A 15,454-nucleotide genomic window follows, 5' to 3' on the forward strand; every position below is an offset into this window, starting at 1 on the left:
CGTGAGCCGTGCGGGTCTGCCGCGGGTGTGGGGGACGCCGTCACAGCTGTGTGCCGACGCCTCCAGACTAGCGATGCGCCCGATCTTGGTGGAGGGGGGCGGCAGCGGCCCGAGCAGAGAAATCCCGCGGCTCCCGCGGCGCCCTCAGCGTCTGCGGCGGGCCGCGAGCAGCGCGCCGAGTCCCGCGCCGAGGAGCAGGAGCGCACCGGCCGTCGCGGCGACGACCCCACGGGTCGAGTGCAGCCCCGTCCGGGCGAGCTCCTCCGCGAAGGGAATGCCGTCCGGTACGCGCGGGGAGGCGTCGGCACGGTCCCGGTCACCCGTGATGGCGGCACCGTCCTTGCCGCCGACCTCGCCCTTCTCGCCCCCATCGCCGTCTCCCGCTCCCTCCCCCTCTCCTTCTCCCTCCCCGAGGATGCGGAAGCGGTAGTCGTTCGACTGCCCGACCCAGTCGCCGTCGTCGCCGTCGTCCCCCTGCCGCTGCACGACGGCGGCGTGCGCGACGACCTCGTTGGCGACGGCGTCCGAGGTGACGGCGAGCCGCACCTTGACGGAGAGGGTCGCGCCGGGCGCGACGGTGAACCCGGGGAAGGGAGCCTCGTCGGCTTCGGAGCTGTCGGTGTCGGATCCGTCGGCCCGGCTCACGGGGGAGCCGAGGACTCCGATGTTCTCGTCCTGATCGGTCCGCTCGAAGCCGACGGGACGGGGCCGATCCCCGTCGTAGAACTCGAGCCGCGGCTGCTCCGGCCGCAGCGCCCGCTTCCCGTCCACGAGGACGACCACCGGGTGGATGTTCCCGCAGGTCGCGTCCGTGGTGTTGGTGAGGTCGATGTACCAGGTCCGGAACCCGCCCCCGGCGTCGTACTCGGCGGGCCCACCATGAATCCGCGTACGGACCGGAAACTCCCCGCCCCCCGGCTCGGCACAGGTGGGCCGGCTGGGCCGTTGATCCACCCCCACCGCGGCATCGGCCGGCACAGGAGCAAGGGCGGCTGCAGCACTTACGGCGAGACACACGGGCTTGCTCAGTCGCATGGACACGGGAGCCTGCCACGCCGCACCCACAGACCGACCCCGGCACGCTGGCACGGGGCCCGTTCGGGGGTGGGTATTGCGCCCAACCGGGGCAGAGCCGATCTCCCTAGGGGCGCGGGGAACGGCGCAATCTTTTAGGGGCGCGGGGAACTGCGCGACAAGCCACAACGAACCCGCACCCGACACCGAACCCGCGGAAGCGCCCGTTCACCCCTCCGCCCGCCCAAACAACGGCACCAACAACAACTGAGCCGCCCCCTCAGCAACCCCCCGCACCCCGCCGGAGGCAACCCGTACGGGCACAGGACTCCCCACCCCCTCCCGCCGAGCCCGCGCATCGAGCACCACCCCGACCCCCCTCACGAACCGCTCCGACTCCGCGGCAACCGTGCGCCCGCCCAGCAGCACAAGGTCGATGTCCAGCAGCCCCACAAGGTTCGCGGCACCTTCGCCGAGAACACGGGCCGCCTCGTCCACGTCCCCCCGGGCCACCGCCGCGAGGCACAACGCCTCGACGCACCCCCGGTTGCCGCACGAGCAGGGCGGCCCGTCCAGCTGGATGACCTGGTGCCCGAACTCGCCCGCCCCGGTACGGGACCCGCGATGCACGGCCCCACCGAGGACGAGCCCGGCCCCCAGCCCCGTACCGAGATGGAGATACGCGAAGGCCCCGGCCTCACCCCCGACCGCGAGCCGGAGCGCAGCGGCGTTCGTGTCCTTGTCCAGCACGACCGGCACACCGCCGAGCCGCCGCGACAGCGCGTCGCGCAGGGGGAACCCGTCCCACTCGGGAAACCCGGTCACCCGGTGCAGCACGCCGTGCGTGTGATCGAGGGGCCCGGGCATGGCGACACCGACCCCGAGAACGGTGGAGCCGACACTTCCAAGGCCCGCCACCACCTCTCCGACCTCCGCCACGACCGCATCCAGCACGGCGTCCGCCCCGGCCCCCAGATCCAGCGGAGCACACCGCTCCGCCACGACCGCGCCCGTGAGATCGACGAGCACGACCCGCAGCTCGTCCCGGTCGAGATGCAGCCCCACCGCATGCCCGGCCTCGGGCACCAGCCGCAGCACCGTGCGCGGCTTGCCGCCGGTGGAGGCCTGCCGCCCGGCCTCGGTGACCAGCCCGTCCTCCCGAAGGCGGGCGGTGATCTTGCTGACGGCCTGAGGCGTCAGCCCCGTACGCTCCGCGAGTTCGAGGCGGCTCATCCCCGTACGCCCGGCGCGCCGCAGCAGATCGAGCAGCAGGGCGGCGTTGTGACTGCGCAGCGCGAGCAGGTTCACCCCGCCGCCCACCCGGGCCGCTCCGGAACCAGCCCCGATCCCAGCCACTCAGATCCTCCCTGTGCCGCGTGCGCCTGTACTGCGTGGGCCACGGCTACTGCGTGCTCCACAGCCCCATTGTCCCCCGCGCTTGCACTTTGGCAACAGCGTTGCTTAAGTGGAAGGCATGACTGGTACAGGCACTGGCACCTCCCTCGGCGAAGGCACCGTCCGCGAGGGTCCCTTCCGTGTAGGACTCGTCGGCTACGGCCTCGCGGGTTCCGTCTTCCACGCCCCGCTGATCGCCGCGACCGAGGGCCTCACCCTCGACACGGTCGTCACGTCGAACGCGGACCGGCAGCAGCAGGCGAGGGACGAGTTCCCGGACGTACGGATCGCGACGGCCCCCGACGAGCTGTGGCCGCGCGCCCACGAGCTGGACCTGGTCGTCATCGCGTCCCCGAACAAGACGCACGTCCCGATCGCCACGGCCGCCCTCAAGGCGGGCCTGCCGGTCGTCGTCGACAAGCCGATCGCGGGCACGGCGGCGGACGCCCGCGGGCTCGCCGCCCTCGCGGAGGAGCGCGGGCTGCTGCTCTCCGTCTTCCAGAACCGCCGCTGGGACAACGACTTCCTGACCCTCCGCAAGCTGGTCACCGAGGGCGGCCTCGGTGACGTCTACCGCTTCGAGTCCCGTTTCGAGCGCTGGCGCCCCCAGCCCAAGGGCGGCTGGCGCGAGTCCGGCGACCCGGCAGAGGTCGGAGGTCTGCTGTACGACCTCGGCAGCCACGTGGTCGACCAGGCGCTGGTCCTCTTCGGCCCGGCCGCCACGGTGTACGCGGAGTCGGACGTACGCCGCGCGGGTGCCGAGGCCGACGACGACACGTTCATCGCGATCACGCACACGAACGGCGTCCGCTCCCACCTCTACGTCTCCGCGACGACCGCCCAACTCGGCCCGCGCTTCCGCACGCTGGGCTCGAAGGCCGGTTACGTGAAGTACGGCCTCGACCCCCAGGAGGCCGCCCTGCGCGACGGCGAGCGTCCGGTCGCGGGCAACGAGAAGCAGTGGGGCGTCGAGCCCGAGGAGCTGTGGGGCCGCGTCGGCTCCGGAGAGTCCCCGGCGACCGGCGGCGGCGCCCCGGTCCCGACCGTTCCGGGCGCCTACCCCGCGTACTACGCGGCCGTCGCCGCCGCCCTGAGCGGCACCGGCGAGAACCCGGTCACCGCGCTGGAGGCCGCCGCCGCCCTGGACGTCCTGGAAGGCGCGCGCCGCTCGGCCCGCGAGAACGTGACGGTGACCCTGTGAGCACCCCCACCGCACCGACCATCGCCGAACTGGAGGAGCAGGAGCGCCGCCTGACGCTCCCTCACTTCACGTACGACGACGCATGGGCCCTCGGCACGCTCCTGGTCGAACTGGCCCGCGAGCGCAGCGCCCCCGTGGCCATCGACATCCGCCGGGGAGGCCAGCAGCTCTTCCACGCCGCCCTCCCCGGCTCCACCCCCGACAACGACGCCTGGATCGACCGCAAACGCCGGGTCGTCGACCGCTACGCCGCCTCATCCCTCCTGATCGGCACCCGCTTCCGAGCCAAGAACACAACCTTCGAGGACTCCTCCCGCCTGGACCCAGACGTGTACGCGGCCCACGGCGGAGCCTTCCCGATCACGGTCAAGGACACCGGCGTAATCGGCACGGTAGTGGTCTCGGGCCTCCCCCAACTGGAGGACCACGCAATGGTGGTGGAGGCACTGGAACGCTTCTCGGCGACCGCTTAGGAACGCGTTTCCAGGGGCACGGGGAACGGCGCAGTCTTTGGCTTTTTCAGGGGCGCGGGGAACGGCGCAATCTTTTGGCCCTTTGGGGGCGCGGGGAACGGCGCAATCTTGTCGCTTTTAGGGGCGCGGGGAACTGCGCAATCTTGTCGCTTTTAAGGGGCGCGGGGAACTGCGCGACCAGCCACAACGGCCCCGCACCCAACAACGCACCGCAGTCCCCCGCACCCAACAAATCGCTCAGGCAGGCTTGAATTCCTGCCGCTGCCGCCCCAACCCCTCAATCTCCAACTCCACAACATCCCCCGCCCGCAAGAACGGCTTGGGCTCGGGCATCCCCAGAGCAACCCCCGCCGGCGTCCCGGTATTGATGACATCCCCGGGATAGAGAGTCATGAACTGACTCACATACCGCACGACTTCGGCAACGGAGAAGATCTGGTCGGACGTACTCCCGTCCTGCCGCAACTCCCCGTTGACCCACAGCTTCAGCCCCAGCCCCTGCGGATCCGGAACCTCGTCCGCGGTCACGAGCCACGGCCCGAGCGGATTGAACGTCTCGCAGTTCTTCCCCTTGTCCCAGGTCCCGCCCCGCTCGATCTGGAACTCCCGCTCGGACACGTCGTGCGCCACCGCGTACCCGGCGACATGCGCGAGCGCCTCCTCGTGCGAGCCGAGATACCGGGCCGTACGCCCGATGACGACCGCCAGCTCGACCTCCCAGTCGGTCTTCACCGAGCCGCGCGGCACAAGCACGGTGTCGTACGGCCCGACGACCGTGTCCGCAGCCTTGAAGAAGATCACCGGCTCCGCGGGCGGCTCCGCGCCGGTCTCCTTGGCGTGGTCGTGGTAGTTGAGGCCGATGCAGACGACCTTGCCGATCCGGGCGACCGGCGGGCCGACCCGCAGCCCGTCCGCGTCGAGCACGGGCAGTTCGCCGGCCTCGGCGGCGGTACGGATCCGGCCGAGCGCCGCTTCGTCGGCGAGCAGCGCCCCGTCGATGTCCGGCACGACGCCCGACAGGTCCCGCAGGACTCCCTCGGCATCGAGGAGCGCGGGCCGCTCGGCCCCTGTCGTACCGACTCGCAGCAGCTTCATGATCACAATCTCCCTTGATCGCGGGCGGCCCGTCCGACGGGTGCAGCCATCGGAGGACTGGTCGATCGTCCAAGGTCGGCGTCCAGTCCGCAAGACCCGGTTCACGGACTGGACCGTAACCACCCGCCCCCGACAGCGCCTCCCGCCCGACAGGCCTCCTGCCCGTCAGCCGAGTATCGCGGCGGCCGGTGCGGCCCCCGGCATGTCCCGGTACAGCACGGCCCGCTCGACCGCGCTCCACGTCGTACTGGTCACCACGTACAGCGCGGCGGCGAGCGGCACCACCGCCACGGTGAACAGTGTGAGGAAGGACATCAGCGGCATGACCTTGGTGATCGCGCCGAGCCCGGGCACCTGCTGCTCACCCTGGGCTCCGCCGGTCACCGGAGCCACCGACGCACTGGCGGCCATCATCCGCTTCGTACGCCGGTAGTTGAAGGTGGCGACGGCCGCGACGATCACGAACAGGGCCAGGTACACCAGGCCGGACGCCCCGAGGACCCCGCCGTCGCCGAGGGCGTCCGCCCACCGGCCGCCGAGCGGGGCGGCGAAGAGCTGGTGGGCGAGCAGGGAGTTGGCCTCGCCGCCGATCTGCGAGTTCGAGAACAGGTGGTAGAGGAGGAAGAAGGCCGGTAGCTGGAAGAGGCTGGGCAGGCAGCCGGAGAGCGGCGAGACCTTCTCCTTGGCGTGCAGTTCCAGCACCGCCTTCTGCAGCTTCTCGGGGTTCTTGCCGTGCTTCTTGCGCAGTGCGGCGATCTGCGGCTGCAGGGCGGCCCGGGCCCGCTGCCCGCGCGCCGAGGCCCGGGACAGGGGATGCACGAGGAGTCGTACGAGCGCGGTGAACAGGACGATCGCGGCGGCCGCCGCCGAGGCCTGGAAGAGCGGTTCGAGCAGCTCGGCGAGCCCTTCGACGAGGCTCGCGAACGCGGACATGGAGGAAGAGAAGAGGGAAGAGAAGCCGGACATGGATGAGCCCTCCGTGGGTCTCGTCGTGCCGAGGAGATGAGACGTGACGTACGTCGGCATGACGACCCGCGCGGGGGTCTGCTGAGGTTCTCCGGAGATCTCCTACGGACGCTCCGAGAGCGTTCGGAAGATCCAAAGGGTGGTCGGTGATCCCCTACGCGGCCGTCAGGAGGGAACGGCCGGGTGCTCGGGGACGCCTGCGCCCCCGGGCGTCGGGGTCACGCTGCGGCAGGAACGCCGTGCGCTTCTCACGGTCGCGCATGGCCGTACGGACCCGTGTACGGGGTACGGCGGGGGCGAGCCGTGAGGCGATGAGGGAGCAGGCGGTGAGCGCGGACCCGGCGGCGGCGGTCGCCGCGAACGTGACGGCGACGGCTCCGGCGAGGCTGCCGGTGTCGAGGAGCGCCACCTGCAGAAGGAGAACGAGCAGCAGAACGGCGGGCTTCAGCTGCGCCCAGGTCCGTGTCATCGGCTGCCTCCTCCCCGCTGGTCTCTCAGGTCCTTGTCCCATTGGTCCTACTGGCTCTGTGGCCTCCTGCCGTTATACAGGATCGCCTCCGGAAGCCGCTGCCGCAGGTGAGCCGCATGAACACAGAACAGGGAACAACAGACTCCGGCAAGTCCGTAGTACCCCGGGGGCATAGTCGCTACGCTCCCAGCGGGGGAACGCGCGTACGGGTATGGGGAGTTGGGGGAGTCGATGATGTACCGAAGACGTGTGCGTCCGTGTGTCGGCGTCTTAGCCACCGGGCTGCTGCTGGCCGCCTGTTCGGGAGGCGGCGACAACGGGACCGCCAAGCCCTCCGACTCCAGGCCCACCGGCTCCCCGCAGGCCGCCGCGAGCGGTGACACCCGCTCCAGCCCGACCCCGAGTCCCAGCGCCGGCGCCACGAGCCTGGACTTCGCCCCCGATCCCGACCGCGCGCCGAAGACCCGCGCAGCGGCCCTGCGCCTGGCCCGCGCCGTCGCGGCGGCACCCGCCGACTGGGGCCCCGGCTTCGTCAGGCACAGCCCGTACGAAAGCGATCCCGCCTCCTGGCCCGTACTCGCCCCGGACTGCGTCTGGCAGCGCGAGCCGCTGCCCTCGACGGTGCTCGCCAACCTCGCCCGCAGCAGCGAACTGCCCGCGGAGGACGGCAAGGGCCCGATCCGCGTCACCGCGACCGTCACCGTGCACCGGACCGTGAAGGACGCCGACTGGGAGATGGCCGGGACCCTGGAGGAGGCCCTGCGCTGCCCCGACCAGCAGCTCCGCCAGAACGAGCGGATCAGCGGACTGCTTTCCCAGGGCGCCGAATTCGGTCTGATGGGCAACTTCACCTCCGAGGACACGCTCTCAGAGGGCGGCGAGTACTACAGCGAGGAGCTGGGCGGTCCTCTCTACTACTACTGGATACAGAGCCGGCTGGCCCAGGTCACCGTGGCCGTCGTCGGCAGGGGGTCCGAGGGGCGGTCCACGGAAGACGTCGACTCCGCCCTCCGGCAGGGAGCGGTCCAGATGCTGAACCGCGTCGAGACCGAACTGGAGGCGGCCGAATGAGCGAGCGTCTGCTCCCCACCGACCCCGCCTCGATCGGCGGGCACCGGCTGCTGGCCCGCCTCGGCGCGGGCGGCATGGGCGTGGTCTACCTCGGCCGTACGGAGGCCGGGTCCCTGGCCGCCGTCAAGGTCATCCAGGCCGAGTACGCGGACGAGCCGGACTTCCGTGCCCGGTTCCGCCGTGAGGTCGAGACGGCCCGCCGGGTGACCAGCCCCTGGGCGGTACCGGTCACCGGCGCCGATCCGGACGCGGACGAGCCCTGGCTGGCCACCGCCTTCGTACCCGGCCCCTCGCTGGAGGAGGCGGTCGCCCGGCACGGCCCGCTGCCCGCCCGCAGCGTGCGCGTCCTGGGCCGGATGCTCGCCGCGGCGCTGCGCGAGGTGCACGCCGCCGGTCTCGTCCACCGCGACGTCAAGCCCGCCAACGTCCTGCTCGCCGTGGACGGCCCGCGCCTCATCGACTTCGGGATCGCCCGCGCGACCGACGAGACCGCGATCACCTCCACCGACCTGGTCGTCGGCACGCCCGGTTTCCTCTCCCCCGAGCAGGCCGAGGCGCGCGGCGCCGCGGTGGGCCCGGCGAGCGACATCTTCTCGCTGGGCTGTCTGCTGGCGTACGCGGCGAGCGGCCGTCCGCCGTTCGGCACCGGCACGGCCGACGCCCTGCTCTACCGCACGGTCCACGACGAGCCCGACCTGTCCGGCATCGAGGCCGAGGAGAACACGGGGGACGCGGAGGACACGGAGGACACGGGAGGCGTCGAGCTGCTGACGCTGCTGCGGCTGTGCCTGGCGAAGGACCCGGCGGACCGTCCGACGGCCGAGCAGTTCGGCACGGTTCTGCTGGTCGAGGACGCGGTCCCCGAGGGCGGGCAGATCGACTGGCTGCCCGAGGACGTCGTACGGATCATCGCCGACCGTTCGGCAGCGATGCTGGCGCTCCCCGACATCGAGCCGACCGTCGCCGACGCGTCGGCCGCCGAAGCACCGACGGAGGCGGAACCGGCGTCGCCCGGCCGCCGCCGGCTGCTCCTGGCCTCCGGCGCGGCACTGCTCATGGCGGCGGGCGGAACCGCGGCCTGGGCCGCCCTGCGCGACGACGACCCCCCGGGCACGGCGGCGCCACGGGCCCGCCGCTGGGCCATCGGCGTACAGGCGGATCTGAGCGGGCCCCAGCGGGCCGCGGGCGAGGCGCAGGAGCGGGGCGCGCGGCTGGCGGTCGAGCAGTTCAACTCCCGTAGGAACAAGCCCTTCGAGCTCGTCCTGAAGACCGTGGACGACGGCGGCACCGCGGGGCGGGCGTCGGCCGCGGCGAAGAAGCTGATCCAGGACGCCGACGTGCTCGCCGTGCTCGGCCCGACCAGTGACGAGGCGGCCACCACGGTCCTCGGCCCGTACGACGAGGCGCTGCTGCCGCTGCTGTCGGTCTCGGCCGGAGGGCTGCTCCTGACCTCCCAGGAGTACCGGTCCTTCGTGCACTGCCGCCCCAACGACGCGAACCTCTCCCTCCCCATGAGCATCTATCTCATGAAGCAGAAGGGGACCCTGCGCCCCGGCCTCCTCCAGGACCGCACCGCGCAGACGTACGCCCAGACGTCCGCCGGGATCAACGCCACCATGCTGCGCAGACTGGGCCGGCCGCCCTACCCGCGGGTGGTCCCGGAGAACACGCAGGACATGGAACCCATCGTCGCCGACATGCTGCGCGCCGGGATCGGCTCCTTCATCTACGCCGGCTACGCGCCGGGAGCCGCCAAGGTGGCCCGCGCGCTCGCGGCGGCCGGCTTCGACCGGCCGCGGATCGCCTCACAGGCCGTGATCGACCAGGAGTTCCTGGAGCTGGCCGGGGACGCGGCCGAGGGATGGCTGATGACCGCCTCCTTCGTCGACCCCGCCGCGCTGCCGGCCGCGGCGACGTTCACCGCCGCGTTCCGCAAGCGCTTCGGTGCCGCGCCCGGTTACTACGCGGTCGAGGCGTACGACACCGTCAACCTACTCCTCCAGGAGCTGGTGAAGGCCACGAAGGGCGGACGGCCGCCGGGACGCAAGGAACTGGTGGGCCTGCTCCGCAAGAGCCGCTACAAGGGCATCACCAAGGAGTTCTCCTTCAAGCCGGAGGACGGCACGTTCGCCGGCTGGGGCATCTTCCTGCACCAGGTCGAGGACGGGCGGTTCCGTTTCCTCGGTGACGCCCCCTACGAGGTATAGCCGTGAGCGGGGCGCCGACCGAGGGGCCCGCGGGCGTGCGCGCGCTCAAGGCGGGCGACCCGCCCTTCGTCGGCGGCTACCGGCTGCTCGGCCGGCTCGGCGCGGGCGGCATGGGCGTGGTCTACCTGGCCCGTTCGACGGGCGGGGCGCTGGTCGCGCTGAAGGTGATCCGCGCCGAGTACGCGGCCGACCACGACTTCCGGGCCCGTTTCCGGCGCGAGGCGGAGGCGGCGAGCGGGCTCACCGGGCAGTGGGTGGTACCGGTCACCGCGGCGGAACCGGCCGCCCGCGAGCCCTGGCTGGCGACCGCCTTCGTACCGGGCCCGTCGCTGGCCGAGGCGGTCACGCTGCACGGGCCGCTGCCGGAGCGCACGGTCCGCGTCCTGGGGGCCCGGCTGGCCGAGGCGCTCACCGAGGTGCACGCCGCGGGCCTGGTGCACCGGGACGTCAAGCCGGGCAACATCCTGCTCGCCCTGGACGGCCCCCGCCTGATCGACTTCGGCATCGCGCGTTCCACCGGTGCCACCGCGCTGACCGCGAGCGATGTGGTGATCGGCTCGCCCGGCTATCTCTCGCCCGAGCAGGCGCGGGGGCAGGGCCGTGACATCGGCCCGCCGACCGACGTCTTCTCGCTGGGCTGCGTCCTGGCGTACGCGGCGACCGGCCGCCGCCCGTTCGGCACCGGTACGGCGGCCGCCGTGATCTTCCGTACGGTCCACCAGGAACCGGACCTGGACGCCGTGCCATGGACCCTGGTCCCGCTGCTGACCGACTGCCTCGCCAAGGACCCGACGGCCAGACCGACCGCAGAGGAGGTACGGGCCGCTCTGGCGGGTGAGGACGACGGGGAGGGCGACTCGGCGGACGGCTCGGCGGGCGAACGGGCGGACGGCTCGGCGAGCGAGCAGGCAGGCGGCTCGGCGGGCGGCTCGGCGGGCGAGCAGGGGGCAGGACGGGAGGGCGATCCGGCGAGCGGGCGAGGAGCCGGACGGAGAGCTGGACAGGAGGATGCCCCGGCGAGCAGGCGAGGAGCCGGACGGAGGGCCGGGCAGGAGGCCGACTGGCTGCCGTCCTCGCTGCCCCGGCTGATCGCGGAACGCTCGTCCGCCGTCCTGGCCCTGCCCGACCCCGGCCCGACCACCCTCGTGCAGCCGCTGGAGGGGCCCGCCGTCTCCCGGCGCCGCCTGCTGACGCTGGGCTCGGCGGCCGCGGTGGTCCTGACCGGCGGCGGCCTGGCGGCGTGGGCGGCCACCAGAACCGGGGCCGACGGCGACGACGGTGCAACACGCTCCGGACCCCTCCCCCAGTACGTCATCGGTCTGCACGCGGACCTGTCGGGCCCGGACAAGGCACTCGGCCGGGCCCAGGAGCGGGGCGCGCGGCTGGCCGTGGCGGAGTTCAACTCCCGCTCCCGTGACGGTCGCACCTTCGACCTGGCCCTGAAGGTCATGGACGACGCGGGAGAGGCGAAGCGAGCCTTGGAGGTGGCCGGAGAGTTCGTCGCGGACGACGACGTGTACGCCGTCATCGGCCCGACCGGCAGCATCGCGGCCGAGGCTGCCGTCTCCCGCTACGAGAAGGCCCTGCTGCCCGTCGTGACCGTCTCCGCCGGCGCCGATCTGTACGACCAGTCCACCATCCGCTCCACCACCCGCGCCTACTTTCAGCTCAGGCCCGACGAGAACGCCCTGTCGACGCCTTTCATCCACTACCTCACCCACACCGAGGAGAGCCGCAGGACCGCCCTCATAGACGACAGGGCGGCCGGCCGCACCAGTTGGCACATCGTCAAGGACGTGGCCGCGTACCCTCCGGCCAGGGGCACGACCACGACCCATGTCGTCCCCGCGGACAGCGACGATTTCGAGCCGGTCGCCGCCGCCGTGCTCGCCGCCGACGCGGACGCCGTCGTGTACGGCGGCTCCTCCCCGCACCGGGCCGCCCGGTGCGCCCGCGCGCTGGAACAGGCCGGATTCGGCGGCCCGCGGATGGCGCCGGAACCGGTCCTGGAGACCGCGTTCCTCACGGAGGCGGGCCCGGCGGCCGAGGGCTGGGTGATCACCACGAGTTACGTCGACCCGGCCGAGCTGCCCTCCGCGGCACGCTTCATGACGGCGTACAAGAAGCGCTTCGGCGTACGCACCGTCGACCGCTTCGCGCTGGAGGCGTACGACGCGCTGCTCTTCGCCGCTCAAGGCCTGCACGATCTGGGCAGCGTCGAGCCCGAGCGGGGCGCCATGGTGCGCAGGCTGCGTCTGACCACCTACAAGGGGCTTGCCAAGACCATCGAGTTCGATCCGGTGACCAAGCAGTTCCGCTGGGTCAACAGCCTCTTTCTCCACCGGGTGGAAAAGGGCGCCCCACAATTCCTCGGCCGCTACGACCAGGTGAAGAAGCCCTGATCCAGCGGGGGGCACGGGGCGCGGGGTGGCTCAGCGGGGCCGCATGGAGCCGAGCTTCCCCCAGACGACCAGGCGGTACTTGGACGTGTACTCCGGAGTGCACGTGGTGAGCGTGAGGTAGTACCCGGGATCCGTGTAACCGTACGAGGGCCTGACCGTACTGCGAGGAATCTCCCGTATCACTCCACCGTCCCCCGCCGAGGTCTGCGTCAGCGTCCTGTCGACGACGTACGTGTAGACGGCGGCCGGAGTCTCCACCTCGATCCGGTCCCCCCGCCGCAGCCGGTTGATGTACCGGAACGGCTCCCCATGGGTGTTCCGATGCCCGGCAAGCGCGAAGTTCCCGGCCCGCCCGGGCTGCGCGGTCCCCGGGTAGTGCCCGACGTACCCCTTGTTGAGCACGTTCCCCTTACTGATCCCTTCCGCGACCGGAACGCGCAGGCCGAGACGGGGGATGCTGAGGATGGCGTAGGCCTGGGTCCAGCGGGGGCGGGGGCGGGGGTCGGTGGCGGAGGCGGAGTCCGGCGCGGTCCGGGAGCCGGCGCCGGACTCGTCAGGGGCAGAGCCGGAACCACCGACCGCGGCCGAGCCCGCCCCGTCCCTGGCACCCCAGTCCCCCTCCCCCTCCCCCTCCCACTCCCTCTCCAGGGCCTGGACCTTCCTCTCGGCGCCCTCCCGGGCCTGCCGATTGGTCCACCACAGCTGGTGGACGACGAGAAGCATGAGGACGACACCGAGGGTTACGAGGATCTCGGCACCGTTCCAGAGGAGATGGGCGTAGCGCGCACGCCGCCGCCGGGCCTGCTGATGGACGACGGGGACTCGCATGCGGACGCCTGCCTCCTCCCCGCAAGAGCCTCGGCCTGCTGTGGCTGCCGCAAGATAAGGGCTGAAGCTGCAACTCACCATCCCCATGAACGAGCCGCCCCGTCCCCACCGGCTCACGGCCACCCACGACTCCTCACGCCCCCACCCCCGATCTCACCCCTGGCCTGCCCATACCTCTCCTCCGCCGGGCGGTCGGCAGTACGGTGTCCACCATGCGCCCCGACACGTCTGCCGAGTACGTCGACCACAACGCCGAAGCAGCACGCCTGGAGCGGACCGCCGGCCTCTACCCCGAGGACGCCGAGCACCTGCTGCTGCAGGCTGCGGCCCACCTCGAACTGGCCGACGACCGCCCGCGAGCCACCGCCTTCTACGACCGTCTCCTCTCCAGCGCGACCCCCCTGGAGAACCCATTCCTGGTACGGGCCCTCAAGGCGGCCAACCTCTGGGAGTACGGCCACGAGGCCGAGGCGAAGGCGATCATCGAGGGCGTCCGCGCGGCGTCACCGCGCGACCCGGCCCCCTGGGTGATCGTGGCCGAGTCGCTGGAGTCCCACGACGAGCTCGAAGCCGCACAGCAGACGTTCACGGAGGCGGCGACCCACCTCCTGACGGACGTCCCCGAACCCCCGTACGCGACCCACCCGGTCCTCTTCGGCCGCCACCGCGTACGCCGCATGCTGGGCCTCCCCCACGACAACTGGGACGCCCTCGCGGACACCCTCCACTCCTCCCCCGTCTCCCTGGACGAACTCCACGACCCCAAGCGCGTCTGGTCCCTGGGCTCGGACAACCCGGCGGAACTGGAAGCGGAGATCTCGCGCCTGCGCGCCGAGTTGGGCACGTACAGGGAGGCGCTGTCCCGCCCGTTCCCGGTAGCGGTCTTGCACTGGCCGGCCGCGGAGCTTGCGGAACTCCTGACGGCCTATCCGACTTTGGCCGAGGAATACCCCTCTCATGAGGAGCACCTCGCGACGATAGAGGGCTCACTGAGGGAGCTCGCCGCCTCGGGCACCCCCAACTTGGGAATCGTGACGGGCACGGTTCCTTCGTATGAGGCGTTCGCCGCTTCGGAGGGGGCTTCGCCTGGGGATGCTTCGCTGTTGCCGCAGTATGCGACGACGTTGGCGGCACGGGGACGGGCTGTGGCTTGGCCGCCGGAGCGGGGGGCTGGGTGTTGGTGTGGGTCGGGGCGAGTGTATGAGGGGTGCCACGGGACAGAATAGCCCGCCACAATGAGCCCCAGCCTTACTGTTCCTGGCTGGGGCTGGCCTGCTTCTCCCACTGCTCACGGTGATAGCGAACGTAGTCCGGGTGCACTTTATGCCAGCCCTTCATCGTGAGCTTCGGCAATACATCTGCGCCGAACATGCCTGCGCGCACGATGATTGACCAGTCATCGGCCACGACGACAGCCCCGATATCGAGCCGCACATGACAGTTGGGGCACAGGCACAGGATATTCGGCTCAACGTCAGGGCCATGGTGAGGCGCACCTATAGGCCTTATGTGGGCACCCTCACTGTAGGGTTTGCCATCCGGTCCTTCCATGCGGAGGCCGCACAGCTGGCACACGCCCGCGTAGAGCTTCTTGACGCGCCTGGCTGCCGCGGCATCTCGCACAAGACGCTGCACTTTCGAAGTGCGCACCTCGGGAAACTTTTCCTCTTGCTGTTCGTCGAGCTCCTCTAGCATTTCAACGATATGGCGCTCTGCAGAGGTAGGTTCTTGGAGAGGGTCAGAGAGACGCTCCAAGTCGAACTGACAGATTTCGATATCCGAGCCGTCTGGTGCAGGCGACTTCGAAATCGCCGTACGGATCGCCGTAATCTCGTACAGGCCGTCATACCGGTAGTCATCAGGCAGCGAGTAGCGCGGGTCTCCTTCAAAGCCGCGGATGACACGGACGGGATATTTGCGCTCATAGCTGCGCTTCAGGGCAGCGTTATCCTGATACAGCCATGATTGGCTACGCAGAAGCTTCCCAGTTGCTGCGTCCTTGTCTTTGTCCGGCGAGGCACCTGTGTATCGCACCCAGGTCCAGTGGTCCTCGTCGTCTTCATACCCCCCGTGCAGCACGATGGCGTCGCCAACTTCACTGCCGTCCTGGTCGGCGAGCCAAGAGATGCCCTTCTGGTTGGCTCGGTGCAGCTTGGCCCGCAGCACATCCATCCTCCGATGGAAGACATCCCCCACCGCGGCACCCTCGACATGACCGATGACTCGTTCGATTTCCACGACTCCACTGGAGCGAAATCGATCACTGATGTCAAACCCTTATCAAGAGTTGACTGGTTGTAGCGCATGGAGGTTCCGAATCAGCCCTCCTCGCC

13 protein-coding genes are annotated in these 15,454 nt (G+C 71.1%); 6 read left to right on the forward strand and 7 right to left on the reverse strand.

The genetic code is table 11. The features are described 5' to 3' along the window. Nucleotides 1-144 precede the first annotated feature (144 nt). Together ACFWXQ_RS17665 and ACFWXQ_RS17670 are read right to left on the reverse strand one after the other, a co-directional pair. Entirely contained in the window at nucleotides 145-978 is an 834-nt protein-coding gene (locus ACFWXQ_RS17665; RefSeq protein WP_386268498.1) for a hypothetical protein, read from the reverse strand. 264 nt (nucleotides 979-1,242) lie between these two features. Then, a complete protein-coding gene (locus ACFWXQ_RS17670; protein WP_383937372.1) occupies nucleotides 1,243-2,370 on the reverse strand; it encodes an ROK family transcriptional regulator in 1,128 nt (375 codons plus the stop codon). Nucleotides 2,371-2,488: 118 nt separating this feature from the next. Here ACFWXQ_RS17670 and ACFWXQ_RS17675 point away from each other — a divergent pair, with 118 nt between their 5' ends. Then, on the forward strand, nucleotides 2,489-3,610 hold the full coding sequence (locus tag ACFWXQ_RS17675) for a Gfo/Idh/MocA family oxidoreductase (RefSeq protein ID WP_383937370.1): 1,122 nt from the start codon (nucleotides 2,489-2,491) through the stop codon (nucleotides 3,608-3,610). After that, nucleotides 3,607-4,083: a heme-degrading domain-containing protein gene (locus ACFWXQ_RS17680; RefSeq protein ID WP_383937368.1), complete on the forward strand. Its 477-nt coding sequence runs from the start codon at nucleotides 3,607-3,609 to the stop codon at nucleotides 4,081-4,083. Before ACFWXQ_RS17675 ends, ACFWXQ_RS17680 begins: the two co-directional genes overlap by 4 nt. A gap of 237 nt (nucleotides 4,084-4,320) precedes the next feature. Here the strand turns inward: ACFWXQ_RS17680 and ACFWXQ_RS17685 are convergent, their stop codons facing one another. The 3 genes from ACFWXQ_RS17685 to ACFWXQ_RS17695 form a co-directional block, all read right to left on the reverse strand. Beyond that, nucleotides 4,321-5,178 (reverse strand): fumarylacetoacetate hydrolase family protein, encoded by an 858-nt coding sequence (locus tag ACFWXQ_RS17685; protein ID WP_383937366.1) that lies wholly within the window; start codon nucleotides 5,176-5,178, stop codon nucleotides 4,321-4,323. 165 nt (nucleotides 5,179-5,343) lie between these two features. After that, nucleotides 5,344-6,111 (reverse strand): YidC/Oxa1 family membrane protein insertase, encoded by a 768-nt coding sequence (locus tag ACFWXQ_RS17690; protein ID WP_383937421.1) that lies wholly within the window; start codon nucleotides 6,109-6,111, stop codon nucleotides 5,344-5,346. A 187-nt stretch (nucleotides 6,112-6,298) separates the two neighbouring features. Next, the gene (locus ACFWXQ_RS17695; protein ID WP_383937364.1) at nucleotides 6,299-6,613 is read right to left on the reverse strand and encodes a DUF6412 domain-containing protein; all 315 of its coding nucleotides are present in this window, start codon (nucleotides 6,611-6,613) and stop codon (nucleotides 6,299-6,301) included. Nucleotides 6,614-6,862: 249 nt separating this feature from the next. Here ACFWXQ_RS17695 and ACFWXQ_RS17700 point away from each other — a divergent pair, with 249 nt between their 5' ends. The 3 genes from ACFWXQ_RS17700 to ACFWXQ_RS17710 are packed head-to-tail and all read left to right on the forward strand — an operon-like array spanning nucleotide 6,863 to nucleotide 12,293. After that, nucleotides 6,863-7,684, forward strand: a complete 822-nt coding sequence (locus ACFWXQ_RS17700; RefSeq protein ID WP_383937362.1) for a hypothetical protein — start codon at nucleotides 6,863-6,865, stop codon at nucleotides 7,682-7,684. Continuing rightward, a complete protein-coding gene (locus ACFWXQ_RS17705) occupies nucleotides 7,681-9,891 on the forward strand; it encodes a bifunctional serine/threonine-protein kinase/ABC transporter substrate-binding protein (protein WP_383937360.1) in 2,211 nt (736 codons plus the stop codon). The genes ACFWXQ_RS17700 and ACFWXQ_RS17705 overlap by 4 nt, the downstream gene beginning before the upstream one ends. A 35-nt stretch (nucleotides 9,892-9,926) precedes the next feature. After that, nucleotides 9,927-12,293: a bifunctional serine/threonine-protein kinase/ABC transporter substrate-binding protein gene (locus ACFWXQ_RS17710; RefSeq protein ID WP_383937419.1), complete on the forward strand. Its 2,367-nt coding sequence runs from the start codon at nucleotides 9,927-9,929 to the stop codon at nucleotides 12,291-12,293. A gap of 30 nt (nucleotides 12,294-12,323) precedes the next feature. On the opposite strand, the gene ACFWXQ_RS17715 is transcribed toward ACFWXQ_RS17710, so the two are convergent. After that, the gene (locus ACFWXQ_RS17715) at nucleotides 12,324-13,121 is read right to left on the reverse strand and encodes a class E sortase (RefSeq protein WP_383937359.1); all 798 of its coding nucleotides are present in this window, start codon (nucleotides 13,119-13,121) and stop codon (nucleotides 12,324-12,326) included. A gap of 212 nt (nucleotides 13,122-13,333) precedes the next feature. Between ACFWXQ_RS17715 and ACFWXQ_RS17720 the strand changes: the two genes are divergently transcribed. Continuing rightward, on the forward strand, nucleotides 13,334-14,347 hold the full coding sequence (locus ACFWXQ_RS17720; RefSeq protein ID WP_383937357.1) for an SEC-C domain-containing protein: 1,014 nt from the start codon (nucleotides 13,334-13,336) through the stop codon (nucleotides 14,345-14,347). 22 nt (nucleotides 14,348-14,369) lie between these two features. Here the strand turns inward: ACFWXQ_RS17720 and ACFWXQ_RS17725 are convergent, their stop codons facing one another. Next, nucleotides 14,370-15,359 (reverse strand): YDG/SRA domain-containing protein, encoded by a 990-nt coding sequence (locus tag ACFWXQ_RS17725; protein ID WP_383937355.1) that lies wholly within the window; start codon nucleotides 15,357-15,359, stop codon nucleotides 14,370-14,372. Between the last annotated feature and the right edge of the window lie 95 nt (nucleotides 15,360-15,454).

The sequence above is a fragment of the Streptomyces sp. NPDC058697 genome (assembly GCF_042715345.1).
In the GTDB taxonomy this organism is placed as follows: domain Bacteria; phylum Actinomycetota; class Actinomycetes; order Streptomycetales; family Streptomycetaceae; genus Streptomyces; species Streptomyces liliifuscus.

Bases quoted from the DNA above. Each gene is read 5' to 3' on its own strand.
- ACFWXQ_RS17675 (WP_383937370.1), top strand. From the start codon at position 2,489: ATGACTGGTACAGGCACTGGCACCTCCCTCGGCGAAGGCACCGTCCGC.
- ACFWXQ_RS17685 (WP_383937366.1), bottom strand. From the start codon at position 5,178: ATGAAGCTGCTGCGAGTCGGTACGACAGGGGCCGAGCGGCCCGCGCTC.
- ACFWXQ_RS17690 (WP_383937421.1), bottom strand. From the start codon at position 6,111: ATGTCCGCGTTCGCGAGCCTCGTCGAAGGGCTCGCCGAGCTGCTCGAA.
- ACFWXQ_RS17695 (WP_383937364.1), bottom strand. From the start codon at position 6,613: ATGACACGGACCTGGGCGCAGCTGAAGCCCGCCGTTCTGCTGCTCGTT.
- ACFWXQ_RS17705 (WP_383937360.1), top strand. From the start codon at position 7,681: ATGAGCGAGCGTCTGCTCCCCACCGACCCCGCCTCGATCGGCGGGCAC.
- ACFWXQ_RS17715 (WP_383937359.1), bottom strand. From the start codon at position 13,121: ATGCGAGTCCCCGTCGTCCATCAGCAGGCCCGGCGGCGGCGTGCGCGC.
- ACFWXQ_RS17720 (WP_383937357.1), top strand. From the start codon at position 13,334: ATGCGCCCCGACACGTCTGCCGAGTACGTCGACCACAACGCCGAAGCA.